Below are 15,953 nucleotides of genomic sequence, written 5' to 3'. Positions count from 1 at the left end.
GCCATTGTCATGCCATCCCGGGTGTCCGCCGGGAGGCATCAACTACATAAAACGTCTTACATCTTGCCTTGCAGTGCCAGGTAGATCTGACGGCCGTTCTTGTAGAACGCGCCTGGCATGTCATCCGAACCTGGGGTCTTGATGGTCGAACGCGACAGTGGATTGTTCAAGTCCTTGCCGTCCAGGGTGATGGCCAGGTTTTCCGTCAACTGGTAGGCGATCGATGCGGACAGGCCGCCGATGCCAGCCTGGTAGGCGGCGCTGCGACGCGAGGTGCCGTTCAGGAATTCCGAACGGTAGCTGTACGTCAGGCGTGCGCTGAACTTGTCGTTTTCAAAGAACGCGCCAATGTTATACGCATTTTTCGAGGTGCCGATCATGGTGCATTCGCCGAAATCACCGCATGGCGAACCCTTGACGTTGCCCGTTTCCTTGCCATCGGTATAGGTGTAGTTGGCGTTCACACCGAAGCCTGCTGGCAACGCTTGCACATACGACAGTTCCAGGCCTTTGACTTCCGCCGTGGTATTGGTTGGCGTGCCAACTTCATACTGGGTGAACTTGTTCTGCAACTGGTTGTAGAACGTCGTCACACCTTTGCCGTAGGTCACATACCCATCAAGCGACGAGTAGAAGATACCAGCCGAGACCATCGATTTTGGCGCGAAGTACCATTCCACGCCGATGTCGGCGTTGTTCGAACGGATAGGACGCAGGTTAGGATTGCCGGCGTTGCCGTCGAGCTGGTTGTCGCGCAGATCCAGGCCAGCCATCATGCCCAGTTCAGGACGGGCCATGGTGCGGCTGATACCGAAACGGCCGATGATATCCTTCGTCACATCCAGGCGGAAGTTGGCGCTAGGCAAGAAATCGTTATACGTGTTGGTGTAGTTCTTGATTTCGTACTGGGCAGCCGGGTTCAGCTCGTAGCGGTTGACGTCTTCCTTGGTATGCACATAGCGCACGCCAAAGTTACCCGACAGGCCTTCCGTGCTGAAGTTCGCCATCGCGTAGACCGACTGGGTCGGTTCCTTGATGTTGAACTCGGACTGGCGCAGGTTGCCTTCATACGTGGCGTTATCCTTGAGCCACTTGTTGACGCTCGCTTGCGAGAACGTCCAGTAGCCGGCGCCGTTCACGCCCAGGTCCTTGAAGTTGCTCGGGAACGAGGTCAGGCCATCCATCGGCAGGTTGGCGGTGACGCCCAGCGATGGCTTGGCGACGATGCCGATGGCGGTCAGGTCACGCTTGTGTTCCGCGACGCGGGCACCGAATTCCACCGACGAGATCGCTGGCAAGTCCAGTTTCAGGATACCGTCGATCTGGCCATAGGTTTCCTTGTCGTTCGCGGTGACGTGCGAACCGTAGGTGTAAGGTGTTGCCTGACGGCCGCCGATCGAGAACTTGTTCGCGCCCGGGGTATCGTAGATCACGCCATGGCTGGCGCCGTTCTGGGTGTAGCCGCCGCCCGTCCAAGGCATCCAAACGCCCAGCGCGCCGCTTTCCGTGTTGCCCACGCCCTTGGTCGTGCCGACTTTGCCCGAGAAGGTCAGGCGGTCATTGACGCGGTATTTGGCATCGACGTTGAAGAAGTCGGACTTGCTTTCCGCCACAGGACGGCTGAACTCTTCCTGCACTGCGCTGGAATAGCCGGCGCAGATGGCGCCGCAATTGGCTGGCACGGTGGTGTGCAGGCCGGTAACGATACCGCCCTTGTAGGTGCCGCTGACGTTGCCGACAGGATAACCGCCCTTGCTGCCCGTTTCCAGGCCCACGGTCTGGATGAAGTTATGGTTGATGTTGGGGGCGTCGAGTTCGGAATGGAACAGCGTGAAGTCCAGGGTCAGCGCGCTGCTCGGCTTGATCTGCACGTCGATCAGGCCGCCCTTGCGGGTGCGTTCCTGTTCGAACCAGGCAGTGCCGCCCATGTAGTTGACGCGGCCACCGGCCGAACCTGGCAAGGCGCCAGCGACTGCCGAATCCGCGGCAACGCCGTCATACCAGACGCCATTTTCCTGGCCGACACGGCTCAGTTTGCGCTTCTGATAGAAACCCTGCAGCATCACACCCATGGTGTTGTTATCGTTCTTCCAGTTCAGCATGCCGCTCACTTGCGGATCTTTCTTGCCCGAGTTGGACGAGTACACGGCGCCCAGGCTGACCTGGCCCGTAATTTGTTTCTTGAAGTCCAGCGGTTTGCGCGATTCGATATCGATCACGCCCTGTGCGCCGCCTTCCAGCAGGTTCGCTTGCGAACCTTTGTGCACGGTGACGCGGCCGATCAGTTCGGAGGGGAACAGCGAGAAGCTGACGCTGCGGCCACCGCCGATGATGTTGTCGGCAAACCAGTCGCCGCTGCTGACCGAGTGGCCATTGAAGGTGGTCAGGGTCAGGCCGAACGGTGTGCCGCGCAGTGCCACGCGGTCATTTTCGCCAAAGCTGCCTTCGTTGCCGCCCGCAGCGGCGACGCTAACGCCGGGCACGCGTTGCAGCGAGTCGGCGATATTTTTGTCAGGCATCTTGCCCACGTCTTCAGCCGTGATCACTTCGACCAGGCTGTCGGAATTGCGTTTTTGGTTCAAGGATTGTTGCAGCGATGCACGGATACCCGTCACGACGACGGTCTGGCCTTCGTCAACTTCGGCCGCTGCTGCCGGCTTGGCTGCCACGGCTTCCTGCGCATGCGCCGAGAAACTCGCGCCTGCCATCAACATAGCCACAGCAGCGGCGATAGGCGTCAAATTGCGTGCTGCAGAGCTAGCTGTCAAATTGCGTTTCATGTACTCCCCCTTGATTTAGGCTCCAGGATTGGATCCTTTTCATTTTTAATGTAGGTCTTCTTTCCAGCCGCCCACTCTCGCCGGCATGCTGCAGACCCTTCGGCACAACCACTTACAAAACCAATTCAACGCCAATATACTACTATCCAATACCAGAACACTACCAGTTGCAACTTTTTTTTTATAACGTTGCTTGAATCACACAGACCACTTTATCTAAATCAATCCGTAGCCCGTATGGGCGGGCTAAATCCCGGCGAAGCCAGGCATAAATTGCTGGCATGACAATTCAAATTGGTTTTATAACGGCCTTTTTTGGTATTATCCAGCGACACAAAACAGATACAGAGCGCGTCTGCAACGCGCCGTAACGGAGACCCTCAGCGTATGACAACCCTGGCTCACATCATGCAAGGCCTGGGGCAGACGAGTAGCCTGCCCCTGTACCAGCAACTGCAGCGCGCGCTGCGCGAAGCGATCGACAAGCGCATCCTCGGCCCCGAGGAAGCCTTGCCGGCCGAGCGCCAGCTGGCCAGCGACCTGTCCGTCTCGCGCATCACCGTGCGCAAGGCCATCGATGGCCTCGTCAACGAGGGCTTGCTGGTGCGGCGCCCCGGCTCGGGTAATTTCATTAATACGCGCATCGAGAAAAATTTCGCCAAGCTGACCTCGTTTTCCGAGGATATGCGGGCGCGCGGACGCACGCCGCGCAGCGTGTGGCTCAAGCGCGCGGAGGGCACCGTCACCCCGGAAGAGGCCTTGCGCCTGCGGCTGTCACCGGGCGCGCCCGTGTACCGCTTCCACCGCATCCGCTATGCGGACGAGGTGCCGATGTGCCTGGAATACGCGACCATCGTCGCCAGCTGCCTGCCGAACCTCGACGCTGTCGATATCTCCATGTATGACGCGCTGGAACAGGCGGGCAACCGGCCCGTGCGCGCCTTGCAACGGCTCAGCGCCTTGTTGTTGACGGGGGAGCAGGCCAGCCTGTTGCAGGCGGAGGAAGGCGACGCCGGATTGTCGGTGGAAAGACTGGGCTTTTTGCGCGATGGCCGCGCCGTGGAATTTTGCCGCTCCTACTTCCGCGGCGATATGTATGACTTCGTGGCTGAATTAAGTACCAATTAATACCAGCTGCCCGAATTTCTGAATACCAGATAAAACCACTTATTGCAGTGCAATATATATGCCGGCATCGTGGCTATATATGCACGGCAATGGTGCAATCATCGGCGGCGATTATGTGGCTGCCTGCAGAGAATATAAAAGAAAGCCGCGCAATGCGGTTTTGCGCATTGCAGCAAAACGGTGATTATCCGTCAGGAAGCGGGCGCGGCGCGGCGGCCCACGCACAGCAAAATCACGCACAGCGCCACGCACAGCCAGCCGAATAGCGGCCCCAGCCATCCGGCCCAGGTAGCGACGCTCGGGTGCGCCGGCAGCGGCGCCAGCAAGGTACTGCCCGGCATGGCGCTGCTGGCCCGCTCCGCCAGCACGCGTCCATACGCATCGCTGACCGTCAGCACACCCTCGCGCGCCGCGCGCAGCACGGCATAACCGTTTTCCACGCCGCGCACCACCGTCATGCGCGCCCCCATCCAGGCGTCCAGCTGGAAATCCCAGGCCGGCACCAGCATCGCCTGCGCCCCGGCCGCGCCATACGCCTGCCCCAGAGGCGCGAAATGCATGTCCTTGCAGATGGCCAGTCCCATGGCCATCCCCGCTACCGGCTGCACGGCATGGGTGCTGCCGGAAAGAAACTCGCGCTCGGGCGGCGCCAGATGATGTTTTTGATAGCTGACAGGCGCGGCGCCATCGGGCGCGAACAGCCACGCCAGGTTGCGCCGGCCGGCAGCGTCCTGCACGCCCAGCCCCAGGGTGATCCACGCGCCCGTGCTGCGCGCCAGCGCCTGGAAACGCTGTTGCACGGCGTCCGCCTGCGCTGGGGCCAGCACAGCTATTTTTTCCGGCAACAGCACCAGCCTGGCGCCCTGCCCGGCCAGTTCTTCGACATGGCGCGCGTACTGGTCCCAGATGGCTTGTGTGCGCGCTGGCGGCGTGGCCGGGCCGATGAAGTCATCGATGGCCGCCAGCCCCGCCAGCGGCCCTGCCGGCGCCAGTGCCGGCGCGCCCTGCACGCGCCAGGCGCCGCCTGCCCAGGCGGCCGCCAGCAGCAGCGCGGCGGCACCGGCCGCCGGCACATACGCGCGCCCGCCGGCCAGCAGCAAGGCCAGCGCGGATGGCGTCAGGCACAGCAAAAACAGCAGGCCAGGCACGCCCGCCAGGGCCGCCACCTGCAGGATGGCAAGGTTATCCGCTTGCGAATACGCGAGGCTGCCCCAGTTACCATCCGGCAGCAAGGCCGCCATCAGCGTATCGATGGCCACCCACAGCACGGGATACGCCAGTACCGTCCAGGGCGCCCGGTAGCGCAGCACGAGGCGCCGCGCGGCCAGCACCACCAGCAGCCACAACAGTGCCTTGACGGTGATCACGGCCAGCACGGCCGGCAAGGGCATGAGCAGGCGGAAATAGGCAAAGTTCGATGACAGGCCGAGCACGGCGGCCAGGAACGTCATCCAGGCCGCATCGCGGCGCGACGAGCGCAGGGCCAGCCACAGCACGGGCAGCGGCGCGCACCAGGCCAGCCAGCCCAGCGGCTGCGGTCCCAGCACCCAGTACAGGGGCAGGCCCGCCGCCAGCGCGGCGGCGGTTTGGAACAGGCGCTGGCGCAGCGCGGTGCCGCCGGCAAACGCAGCCGATGTAGTCAAGGTCGGGAACATGCTCATGCTTTCAAGGGGAGCCAGATTTCCACGCCGCCGATGCCGCTGGCGGGATCGAAATGCTGGTCGTAGCGTTCAAAATCGGGCGCGTCGGCCACTTCCAGCCCGGACTGGGGCAGCCATTCGTTCCACACCGTGTGCCAGGTGGCGCGGATGGTGGAAATATGCCCGCGGTGATGAAACACGGCGTAGCGCTGCGGCGCGATGCGCAGCCGCGTCCAGTTCTCTGGGGCCTGGGAAAAGTCGCTCACCGGCATGGCGCACAGGTAATCGAAATTGCCCGCGTCGTCATTGTTGCAGCACACGCCATACACCAGCTGGCCGGGCGCCACATGGGGCAGGAAGCGCTGCCACAGGGCGGGGATGCCGGCAGCCGTTTCTGCGCAATAACGTTCGACCAAGCCCGCCAGCAGCAATGCGGGCCCCTGCTCGAAACGGGGCGCGTCCAGGGGCACGCCCGGCGCCACATCCATTCTGATGGCGTCCACCAGCGCGAGGTTGCCGACATGGCGCTGGGCCCGTACCCGCTCCGGCGTGATCTGGAACTGCTCGCGGAAGGCCCGCGTAAATGCCTCGTGGGAACTGTAGCCCGCTTCCAGCGCGACGGCGAGGATGTCTTGCGCGCCCTGCGCCAGCGCGCGCGCCGCCTCGCTGAGCCGGCGCGCCCGCACATAGCGCATCACGGAATGGCCCGTGGCCAGGCCAAACGCACGCGTCAGGTGACACGGCGAGGCACCGCCCACATTGGCGATGTCGCCGAGCGAGATATTCTCCACATAGTGCGATTCGATATACCAGAGTGCCTTGGCCAGATAGTGCATGAATGCTTCCCGTTGAACGAGCAGCGACTGTAGCATTTTCGGGGGAAGTGGATTTGACTGAAATTGCGCAATACGGGCTTACTTCCGGGTGCGCTTTTCGTACACCAGCTGGCCGCTGCTGATGCGCGCCAGCTCGGCCATTTCCTGGGCCAGGAAGGCGAGCAGGTCGTCGATGCTGACGACGCCGGAGAGCGCGTCCAGGCTGTTGACCACGGGCAGGCGGCGGATGCCGTTGACGCGCATGCGTTCGATGATGTCATAGACGTCCTCGTCTTCGCTGGCGGTAAGCAGCTGCGCGCTCATGATGTCGCCCACCAGCAGGCTGGCGGGGTCGAGGCCCAGGGCAATGACGGAAATGACGATGTCGCGGTCGGTGAGGATGCCGATGGGGACGCGCTCGCCGTTCGGCTGCTCGGCCACGATCAGGTCGCCCACGTGGTGCTGGCGCATCAGCAGCGCCGCGTCCTGCACGCTGGTGTCACGCTGGCAATGGATGGTGTGCAAGGTACAGATGTCGCCGATGCGCATGTCGCCACTCCGTTTGAGGCAGAGTGTCCACGCTACGCCAGCCCGCCGTGGCGGGTTTGAGGCACATCAATGAAACGGGTCTTACTTTTCTTCGGGGGGCGGCAGGAAGCAGGCTTCGACGATTTGCAGGTCGTTATCCTTGGCGAATTCGCGCACGAAGTGAAACGCCATTGGCTCGATCTCGCGCAACTTCGTGTTGACCACCACCGACTTGACGCCATTGACGACGGTCGGGCGCACGTAGGGCGAATACTGGAGGTGCGCATTGCGCCCGCCACCTTCGGGATTGAAACAGGACATCACTCCGCAAAGGCGCTCGGCCCAATCGCTGGGTCGGAATTGCTTGCCATTGCTGGTGAGACCAAGGATGAAGAACTCGTCTGAGAGTTCCCCTGTTTTTTGAGATAACTCGGCCATGTGGCTTGTCGGGACTGGATTGCGTGAATGGCCCCGGCGGGTAAGCCGGGCTGGTAATTCAACTACGTTTGCTGCGGTAAGCCAGTATTATATCTTATAGAAGACTTGGGTTCTACCTCGATCTGCCCTGACGATGCAAACAGGGGCCGGCACGCCTTGCGCGCCAGCCCCTATTTTAACCTTGTTCCACGCGCAAGGCGCATGGATGGCGCATGTGCGCCCGCGTCAGCCGAGGAAAACGGCGCCCGACATCAACAGCAGCAGCAGCATCCACAGCAGCAAGGCGCGCCACACGAGGCCCACCGTACTCTGCAAGGCGCGCGCGCCTGGCTCTTCGCCTGGCAGGATATCGCTTTCGCTGTCGCTGTCATCGACGGCCATGTCCGGCGTGACGAGCACGCGGGCCGCCGTTTCCGCTGGCGTGCCCAGGCGTACGCCCATGGCGCCGCCGCCGGCCGTCAAAATGATGCCGATGGCCTCGTCCTGCCAGCGCTGGGCGAAGTTGCGCCAGGCGTAGATGGCATCCTCGAAATTGCCGACCACGGCAAACGCCACGGCCGTCAGGCGCACGGGAATCCAGTCGATCCAGTAAAAGGCGCGCGCGGCGAACTGGCCGAACGCTTCATTGCGCATGTGCTCGGGTTCGTTCCAGGCGCGCGCCAGGTATTCGGCCACGCGGTACATCACGGCACAGGCAGGGCCCAGTGGCATGAGGAACCAGAAGAACACGCCAAATACATTGCGGTGCGTGGTGACCAGGGCTTTTTCCACGGCGATGCGGGCGATTTCGCTCGCTTCCATGCCCACCGTGTCGAGCTTGGTCCACTCGGCCAGCAAGGTGCGCGCGGTCGCTTCGTCGCCGGCGCTCAGGGCCAGCTGGATCGACGTGAAGTAATGGCTGTAGTGGCGGAAGCCCAGAGTCAGGTAGACGATGAGGACGTTCCAGGCAAAGGCCAGCAGGGTCAGCTGATAATGCTGCAAGAGCCAGTAAATGCCGGCCGTCGGCACCATCAGCACGCCGATCATGAGGAACCAGCCCATGCGGCCATGGTTGGCGTGGCCGGCATTGAACCAGGTCTCCATGCGCATTGCCAGGCTCTTGATTTCGGCGTAGATCGGATTGTCCGCGCGCAAAGGTTTGAGCTGCTCGATCAGCAATGCGCAAAGTATGGAGAGAAATGTCATCAAACGTCCTTTTTGTCTTTTTCAGCAATACCGCAATGCCCGCTACGATAGCGCAGTGCAGTGCTGGAATCAAACTTATTACGTGCGGGGCGCCATTTTACGCGCGCAAGAGGTGAAACAGATTGCGCAGCATGCCGGCGGTGGCGCCCCAGATGTAGAAGCGCTCGTACGGCATGGCGTAGAACGAGCGCCGTCCGCCGGGCAACTCCACCGACAGGCGCTGATGGTTGAGGCCATCCATGAGGAAGACCAGCGGCACTTCGAAGATTTCCGCCACTTCGGACGGGTCGGCGCGCAGCTCGAACGGCGGCGTCACCAGGCCCACCACGGGCGTGACCTGGTAGCCGGTACCCGTCAGGTAATCGGGCAGGCAGCCCAGCACTTCGATATGCTCGCGCGCCAGGCCCACTTCTTCTTCCGTTTCGCGCAAGGCCGTGGCGATGGGCGACGCATCGAAGGCTTCGCTGCGCCCGCCTGGAAAGCTGACCTGGCCCGCATGGCTGCTCAGGTGGTCCGTGCGCATGGTCAGCAAGATGGTCAAGCCCTGTGGCCGTTGCACCAGGGGAATAAGCACGGCGGCGCGCACGGGCACGGCACGGGCGGAAAGAAAATCCTGGGTAATCTCGGGCTGCCAGTCAGGCTGTTCGGCCAGGCGCTGGCGCAGCCAGCCGGGCGTCAGGCGCACGGCGTCCAGCGCCGCCTCGCCGGCGATCGAATCGATGGCGAGTTGTTTTGGATCAAATGCGATAGTGGCCATGGCAGCTTGCCTCAATAGCAATTCAGAATAAAAAAAGGGGCACCATAACAGGCACCCCTTTTCCCAACGCAGACGCTGATATTACGCGCTTGCTTTCGCCACAACGCGGCGATTTGGCAATTTTTCTTTGATACGCGCCGATTTACCCGAACGCTCACGCAGATAGTACAGCTTGGCGCGGCGAACGTCACCACGGCGTTTCACTTCGATCGAAGCGATCAGCGGCGAGTACAGTTGGAACGTACGCTCAACGCCTTCGCCGGACGAGATCTTGCGAACGATGAAGTTCGAGTTCAGGCCACGGTTACGACGGGAGATAACGACGCCTTCGTAAGCCTGGGCGCGCTTGCGCGTACCTTCGACTACGTTGACGCTGACGATAACGGTATCGCCTGGTGCGAATTCAGGAATGGTTTTACCCAGACGAGCAATTTCTTCCTGCTCTAATTGTTGAATCAAGTCCATTTTTATAACTCCGAAAACCATCATGCCGGCGCACTGTGGATAGCAAGTATCCGCCCGGTAGAGGATGGGTATTACCAATTTGGGCAACATGCCCGGCACTGCAAGGCCACCCTGCTTGCCGTCCGAAAACGGCTTACAGGCTGGCCAGGAATTTTTCGTCGGTCTTGCTGAGCAAGCCGGCGGCACGCGCACTGACCAGCAGGTCAGGCCGCTTTGTCGCGGTCGCTTCCAGCATGCGCTGGCGGCGCCACTTGACGATCTCGGCATGGTTTCCACCCATCAAGACGGGCGGCACGGCCATGCCTTCATATGTTTCCGGCCGCGTGTAGTGCGGCGAATCGAGCAAGCCATTGACGAAGCTGTCCTCGATGGCCGATGCCTCGGTGTTCAAGACACCCGGCAACAGGCGGATCACCGCATCCATCAGCGCCATGGCAGGCAATTCACCGCCCGACAGGACAAAGTCGCCGACGCTGATTTCTTCGTCGACGCAACGGTCCAGCAAACGCTGGTCCACGGCTTCATAGCGGCCACACAAGATCACCAAACCAGGTTCGGCTTTCAGTTGCGTAACGCGCTCGTGCGTCAACGGACGGCCTTGCGGCGACATGAACACCACGCGGGGCGCCGCCAGACCGAGATCGGTCTGGCGTTGCTTCGCGGCATGAATTGTCGCTTCAAGGGGACGGGCCATCATCACCATGCCGGGGCCGCCGCCATACGGGCGGTCATCCACGGTACGGTGATTGTCGGTCGTGAAATCGCGGGGATTCCACAGCGACAGACCACATTTCCCCTGCTCGAAGGCGCGCCGGGTCACACCCGACTGCGTCAGCGCGGCAAACATTTCAGGGAACAGGGTCACGACATCAAATTGCATCGCTCACCATCCTGCAAAGTTTGCCCGGCGCAAAGTTAAGCGCAGGCGGTTTAATAATCGAGGCCCCAGTCGACCGTGATCTTGCTGGCAGCCTTGTCAACGTTAATGACAAACTGGCCAACAAACGGGATCAGGCGCTCAGGCGCCTTTTCAACGGTCTCATCGGCAGTGGCGACGGGCGTAACGCGCAAGATCGACTGCGGACCATTGCTCATCATGTCGTGCACTGTGCCGAGGCACTCGCCTTGCAAATTCTCGACTGTCAGTCCGATCAGATCGGACCAATAAAATTCATCGGCCGTCAGCGTCGGGAAATGGCTACGCGGAATTTGCACAGAGACGCCTTTCAGCGCTTCTGCGGCATCCCGCCCGACCACACCCACCAGCTGGGCCACGACGTCGCCGCCGTGTAACTTCGCTTGCCTGACTTGAACATCATGCAAGGTCGGTTTATCAAACCACCAGGTTTTGACGCTTAATAATGCATCCGCATCTTCGGAGAAAGGAGTGATCCTGACTCCGCCAGCAATGCCATAAGCACCGGAGACATAGCCTACCTGTACCAGGTCATCGGGGACTTTCACCCCGGATGCAGTCTTGACCGTCAAACCAGTGATCTAATTAAGCTGCTGCTTTGTTGTTGCTGGCTACCAGGCGAGCAACGGTTGGCGACAATTGTGCGCCAACGCCTTGCCAGTAGGCCAGACGGTCTGCGGTGATACGCAGTGGAACTTCGCCACCTTGCGCCATCGGGTTGTAAAAACCGATACGCTCAATGAAGCGACCATCGCGGCGATTGCGCGAATCAGTAGCGACGATGTTGAAGAACGGGCGCTTCTTGGCGCCTCCACGAGCTAAACGAATAACGACCATAATATTTCCAAAAAGTGTGCTGAGGCGGAAAAAGCCGCAAATTATAGCGCGCTTTACCGCCAGGCAGCAAGCGTTATGATGACGGGCGTGTAATTTGGGCTAATCAAACATTATGACCAGTCATGGCCGAAGACGCAATAGGCGCGTGCGTCTATCGTGCCTGCCATGCCACGTCCAGGCGGTGATCTTGCACAACAGCATCGCCTGAACGCCGTCTGAAAGTGCTATCGTTGCGGCAAGCAATGACCGATACTGGCAATCTTTACCGATGAGCAACTCTGGAGTCCCATGACCACCGCTACCATTTTGCAACAGTCGCACAAGAACAAGGCATTCACGACACTACTGGCCTTCCTGCTGGGCATGCTGGGCGCCCACCGCTTCTACCTGCATGGCAGCAAAGACCGCTGGGGCTGGCTACACCTGGCCGCCCTGCCCGCCTCCTTGCTGCTGCGCCAGCTGTTTCCCGAAGCGGACTGGTTTTACCAGATTTTGCCGCTGACCCTGTCCGCCCTGGGCGGCTTCCTGGAAGCGCTGGTGCTGGGCCTGATGCCCGACGACAAGTGGGATGCGCGCTACAACGCCGCCTCCGGCCGCCTGTCGGACACGGGCTGGCCCCTGGCTGTGGTGCTGGTCGCTACCTTGATGCTAGGCGCAGGCGTGCTGATCGCCACCATGGCGCGCCTGTTCGACTTGCTGTATACAGGCGGTGCCTACGGTTAATTTCCATACGGAAAATGACTTCAGATATGGCGCGCCACACGCACATGTAAGTGTTGGTAAGCAATCATGATTTTCCTCTATACTGCATTCACAATGCCGACATTACTGGCACATTTAACACCCCCTAGGAGAAGATCATGATTCGTCGCCCACTCATCCTCGCAGTCGCCGTCACGGCCCTGTTCAGCACCTCCGCCTTCGCGCAAAACCTGTCGCCGAAGGCGCAATACGCCTACGACACCAAGCAAGCCAGCACGCGCTATGCGGACGACAAGAAACTGTGCGCAGAAGAAAGCAGCTCGAAAGCCCGCATGCAATGCCTGCGCGACGCCAAGGGCGAATACGACCAGGCCATCATCAACGCCAAGGCCGCGCAAAAGGCCGGCAACTCTTACGCAGGCCAGAACAACAAGCCAGCCCAGCAGCAAATCTGCGCCGAGTGCGGCAAGGTGCTGGCAGTCAACGTCGCTGAAAAAGCGGGCGAAGGCGGCGCGCTGGGCATGATCGGCGGCGGCGTGGCCGGCGCCCTGCTGGGCCGCCAGGTTGGCGGCGGACGCGGCAAGGACCTGGCCACCCTGGCCGGCGCCGCCGGCGGCGCTTTCGCAGGCAAGCAAGTCGAAGGCCACATGAAAAACAGCAAGGTGTGGACTGTCACCGTGCAATACGAAACAGGCGCCAAGGCTGATTTCGCGTTTGACCAGGATCCAGGCCTGGCGGCTGGCGATCTGGTGCGCAATTCCGGTAATGGTATTGCCAGAAGATAAGCCCAACCCAAGAAAGACCGGGGTCGTCCCCTGAGGGTACGACCCCGGAATTTGCTTTGGGGCTAAAAAAAAGCGCTGGAGAGTGATCTCCAGCGCTTTTTGCATTCAACCAGCTCGCACTGGCCAAGCTTCAACTTAAAACTGCTCTTCCGACAAGGCCATCACGCCGGCGCTGCCATCGATGATGGTGGCGCGCAGTCCTGGCGCTTGCGACAGGATGTGGTCGGCAAAGAAGCGCGCCGTGGCGATTTTTGCCTTGTAGAACGAAGCGTCGCCGCTGCCCTCGCCCAGCTTTTGCTGCGCCACCACGGCCGCGCGCGCCATTTGCCAGCCGCCCAGCACGATGCCGGCCAGTTTCAAATAGGGCACGCTGCCCGCGAACACGGCCTTGATGTCCGTCTTCATGTTCGCCACCACGTACTCGACCACGGCTTCCAGCGCGGCGCTGCCTTCGGCCAAGTGGCGCTGCATGGCCTGAAAGTCGGCGCCGGTCAGCTCGCCCAACTGGGCTTCCGTGGCGCGCACCTGGGCGATGATGGCTTTCGCCACGGCGCCGCCGTCGCGCACCGTCTTGCGGCCCACGAGGTCGTTCGCCTGGATGGCCGTGGTGCCTTCATAGATGGTGAGGATCTTGGCGTCGCGGTAATGCTGGGCAGCGCCCGTCTCTTCGATGAAACCCATGCCGCCATGCACTTGCACGCCATCGCGCGTGACGTCCTGCGACATTTCCGTGGCCCAGCCCTTGATCACGGGCACCAAGTATTCATACGTCGCCAGGCTTTCCGCGCGCACGTCCGCCTCCGGATGGTGGTGCGCCACGTCGCTGATGGCCGCGCCCACGTAGGCCAGCGCGCGCGCCGCCTCCGTTTGCGAGCGCATGGACATCAGCATGCGGCGCACGTCCGGGTGGTGGATGATGGACACCGGGCCGGGCGAGCCCGCCAGGTCGCGCGACTGCACGCGGTCCTTGGCGAACGCCACGGCCTGCTGGTAGGCGCGCTCGGCCAGGCCAATGCCTTGCAAGCCCACGCCGAAGCGGGCCGCGTTCATCATGATGAACATGTATTCGAGGCCGCGGTTTTCCTCGCCCACCAGGGTGCCGATGGCACCGCCGTGGTCGCCAAACTGCAATACCGCCGTCGGACTGGCCTTGATGCCCAGTTTATGCTCGATGGAAACACAGTGGGCGTCGTTGCGCGCGCCCAGGCTGCCATCGGCGTTGACGAGGAATTTCGGCACGATGAACAGCGAGATGCCTTTCACGCCAGCGGGCGCATCCGGCGTGCGGGCCAGCACCAGGTGGACGATATTTTCCGCCATGTCGTGTTCGCCATACGTGATGAAAATCTTCGTGCCGAACACTTTATACGTGCCGTCGTCCTGTGGCACGGCGCGCGTGCGCACGGCGGCCAGGTCGGAACCGGCCTGCGGCTCCGTCAGATTCATGGTGCCCGTCCACTTGCCGGATACCAGGTTTTCCAGGTAAACCGCCTTTTGCTCATCGCTGCCGGCCGTCAGCAGCGCTTCGATGGCGCCGTCCGACAGCAGGGCGACCAAAGCGAACGAGATGCTGGCCGAGTTGAGCATCTCGATGCACGGCGTGGCCAAGAGCTTGGGCAAGCCCTGGCCGCCGAATTCCGTCGGATGCTGCACGCCCTGCCAGCCCGCTTCGCCATACGCCTTGAACGCTTCCTTGAAGCCTTTCGACGTGGTGACCTGCCCGTCGTGCCAGAAGCTCGGCTCCTTGTCGCTGGGGCCGTTCAAGGGGGCCACCACGCCGCCGCAGAACTTGGCGTTCTCTTCCAGCACGGCTTCGGCCGTGTCGGGCGTGGCGTCTTCGCAGCCCGGCAAGGTGTGGATTTCGGCCAGGCCGGCCAGTTCGTTCATCACGAACAACATGTCTTTCAGCGGGGCTTGATAGCTCATCTTCTTTTCTCCAAGAAAAAAGCCACGCGCGGCTCGCCGTGTGGGGCGGGCCGGCGTGGCTTTGTCAGTAACAAAACCGGAAGGGGTGTGACTTAACCCAGTTCTTTGACCAGTTGCGGCACGATCTCGAACAGATCGCCCACGATGCCGTAGTCGGCCACGGCAAAGATCGGCGCTTCAGGATCCTTGTTGATGGCGACGATGGTTTTCGAGTCTTTCATGCCGGCCAGATGCTGGATCGCGCCCGAGATACCGACGGCGATGTACAGCGATGGCGCGACGATCTTGCCCGTCTGGCCCACTTGCCAGTCGTTCGGCACGAAGCCAGCGTCGACGGCGGCGCGCGAAGCACCCATGGCGGCGCCCAGCTTGTCGGCCAGCGGCTCGAGGATGTGGAAGTTCTCGGCCGAACCCATGCCACGGCCACCCGACACGATGATTTTCGCGGCGGTCAGTTCAGGGCGGTCGGACTTGGCCAGCTCGCGGCCCACGAAGGCCGATTTGCCATTGTCGGCAACGGCGGCGACGGTTTCCGTGGCAGCCGAACCGCCGGTGGCGGCAGCCGCGTCGAAACCGGTGGTGCGCACGGTGATGACCTTGATCTTGTCGCCAGATTGCACGGTGGCAATCGCGTTACCGGCGTAGATCGGACGCTCGAAGGTGTCAGGGGAATCGACCTTGGTGATTTCCGAGATTTGCGCGACGTCCAGTTTGGCGGCCACGCGTGGCAGGATGTTCTTGCCGTAGGCGGTGGCTGGCGCCAGGATATGGCTGTAGTTGCCGGCGATGGCCAGCACTTGCTCGGCCACGTTTTCGGCCAGGCCGTCGGCAAAGTATGGCGCGTCGGCCACGATGACTTTCGTCACGCCGGCGATTTGCGCGGCAGCAGCGGCAGCGGCCGATGCGTTCGAACCTGCTACCAGTACGTGCACGTCGCCGCCGCACTGGGCGGCCGCGGTCACGGTGTGGTGGGTGCTGCCCTTTAAGGTAGCGTTGTCGTGTTCAGCAATAACTAATGCGACCATGATATGTCCTGTAATTGTTCTGGGTA

16 protein-coding genes are annotated in these 15,953 nt (G+C 61.6%); 3 read left to right on the top strand and 13 right to left on the bottom strand.

Annotated features, from left to right (window positions below; translation table 11 throughout):
• Nucleotides 1–56 precede the first annotated feature (56 nt).
• On the bottom strand, nt 57–2,708 hold the full coding sequence (locus tag JAB1_RS26295) for a TonB-dependent receptor (protein ID WP_167468636.1): 2,652 nt from the start codon (nt 2,706–2,708) through the stop codon (nt 57–59).
• A gap of 459 nt (nt 2,709–3,167) precedes the next feature.
• Between JAB1_RS26295 and JAB1_RS26290 the strand changes: the two genes are divergently transcribed.
• Nucleotides 3,168–3,908, top strand: a complete 741-nt coding sequence (locus JAB1_RS26290; RefSeq protein ID WP_034781815.1) for a GntR family transcriptional regulator — start codon at nt 3,168–3,170, stop codon at nt 3,906–3,908.
• 191 nt (nt 3,909–4,099) lie between these two features.
• Here the strand turns inward: JAB1_RS26290 and JAB1_RS26285 are convergent, their stop codons facing one another.
• The 10 genes from JAB1_RS26285 to rpsP all read right to left on the bottom strand — a co-directional run bounded on the left by JAB1_RS26285 (nt 4,100) and on the right by rpsP (nt 11,489).
• Nucleotides 4,100–5,569, bottom strand: a complete 1,470-nt coding sequence (locus JAB1_RS26285) for a carbon-nitrogen hydrolase family protein (protein WP_083300013.1) — start codon at nt 5,567–5,569, stop codon at nt 4,100–4,102.
• The gene (locus JAB1_RS26280) at nt 5,566–6,384 is read right to left on the bottom strand and encodes an AraC family transcriptional regulator (protein WP_070282509.1); all 819 of its coding nucleotides are present in this window, start codon (nt 6,382–6,384) and stop codon (nt 5,566–5,568) included. Before JAB1_RS26280 ends, JAB1_RS26285 begins: the two co-directional genes overlap by 4 nt.
• A gap of 78 nt (nt 6,385–6,462) precedes the next feature.
• The gene (locus JAB1_RS26275; protein ID WP_070282507.1) at nt 6,463–6,912 is read right to left on the bottom strand and encodes a CBS domain-containing protein; all 450 of its coding nucleotides are present in this window, start codon (nt 6,910–6,912) and stop codon (nt 6,463–6,465) included.
• Between the two features lie 81 nt (nt 6,913–6,993).
• The gene (locus JAB1_RS26270) at nt 6,994–7,329 is read right to left on the bottom strand and encodes a DUF3579 domain-containing protein (RefSeq protein ID WP_029496213.1); all 336 of its coding nucleotides are present in this window, start codon (nt 7,327–7,329) and stop codon (nt 6,994–6,996) included.
• Between the two features lie 225 nt (nt 7,330–7,554).
• Nucleotides 7,555–8,514: a CobD/CbiB family protein gene (locus JAB1_RS26265; RefSeq protein WP_034759859.1), complete on the bottom strand. Its 960-nt coding sequence runs from the start codon at nt 8,512–8,514 to the stop codon at nt 7,555–7,557.
• A 97-nt stretch (nt 8,515–8,611) separates the two neighbouring features.
• Entirely contained in the window at nt 8,612–9,271 is a 660-nt protein-coding gene (locus JAB1_RS26260; protein ID WP_070282504.1) for a CoA pyrophosphatase, read from the bottom strand.
• An 81-nt stretch (nt 9,272–9,352) separates the two neighbouring features.
• Nucleotides 9,353–9,736 carry a 50S ribosomal protein L19 gene (rplS, locus tag JAB1_RS26255; protein WP_010395528.1) on the bottom strand — a complete coding sequence of 128 codons (384 nt, stop codon included), beginning with the start codon at nt 9,734–9,736 and terminating at the stop codon, nt 9,353–9,355.
• A gap of 133 nt (nt 9,737–9,869) precedes the next feature.
• Complete coding sequence (gene trmD / locus JAB1_RS26250; RefSeq protein WP_070282502.1) at nt 9,870–10,616, bottom strand: tRNA (guanosine(37)-N1)-methyltransferase TrmD; 747 nt, start codon at nt 10,614–10,616, stop codon at nt 9,870–9,872.
• Between the two features lie 50 nt (nt 10,617–10,666).
• On the bottom strand, nt 10,667–11,224 hold the full coding sequence (rimM, locus tag JAB1_RS26245; RefSeq protein ID WP_070282501.1) for a ribosome maturation factor RimM: 558 nt from the start codon (nt 11,222–11,224) through the stop codon (nt 10,667–10,669).
• 13 nt (nt 11,225–11,237) lie between these two features.
• The gene (gene rpsP, locus JAB1_RS29070; protein ID WP_010395524.1) at nt 11,238–11,489 is read right to left on the bottom strand and encodes a 30S ribosomal protein S16; all 252 of its coding nucleotides are present in this window, start codon (nt 11,487–11,489) and stop codon (nt 11,238–11,240) included.
• Nucleotides 11,490–11,777: 288 nt separating this feature from the next.
• Between rpsP and JAB1_RS26240 the strand changes: the two genes are divergently transcribed.
• Both JAB1_RS26240 and JAB1_RS26235 read left to right on the top strand, forming a co-directional pair.
• On the top strand, nt 11,778–12,212 hold the full coding sequence (locus tag JAB1_RS26240; protein WP_034781788.1) for an NINE protein: 435 nt from the start codon (nt 11,778–11,780) through the stop codon (nt 12,210–12,212).
• A gap of 137 nt (nt 12,213–12,349) precedes the next feature.
• On the top strand, nt 12,350–12,976 hold the full coding sequence (locus JAB1_RS26235; RefSeq protein ID WP_070282499.1) for a glycine zipper 2TM domain-containing protein: 627 nt from the start codon (nt 12,350–12,352) through the stop codon (nt 12,974–12,976).
• Nucleotides 12,977–13,111: 135 nt separating this feature from the next.
• Here the strand turns inward: JAB1_RS26235 and JAB1_RS26230 are convergent, their stop codons facing one another.
• Entirely contained in the window at nt 13,112–14,902 is a 1,791-nt protein-coding gene (locus JAB1_RS26230; protein ID WP_070282497.1) for an acyl-CoA dehydrogenase, read from the bottom strand.
• A gap of 92 nt (nt 14,903–14,994) precedes the next feature.
• Nucleotides 14,995–15,927 (bottom strand): FAD-binding protein, encoded by a 933-nt coding sequence (locus tag JAB1_RS26225; protein WP_034781780.1) that lies wholly within the window; start codon nt 15,925–15,927, stop codon nt 14,995–14,997.
• Nucleotides 15,928–15,953: the final 26 nt, after the last annotated feature.

It is taken from the genome of Janthinobacterium sp. MP5059B (assembly GCF_001758645.1).
Taxonomy (GTDB): domain Bacteria; phylum Pseudomonadota; class Gammaproteobacteria; order Burkholderiales; family Burkholderiaceae_D; genus Janthinobacterium; species Janthinobacterium lividum.
Note: the sequence above shows the minus strand (reverse complement) of the source record. Positions and strands in the feature narration are given on the sequence as shown.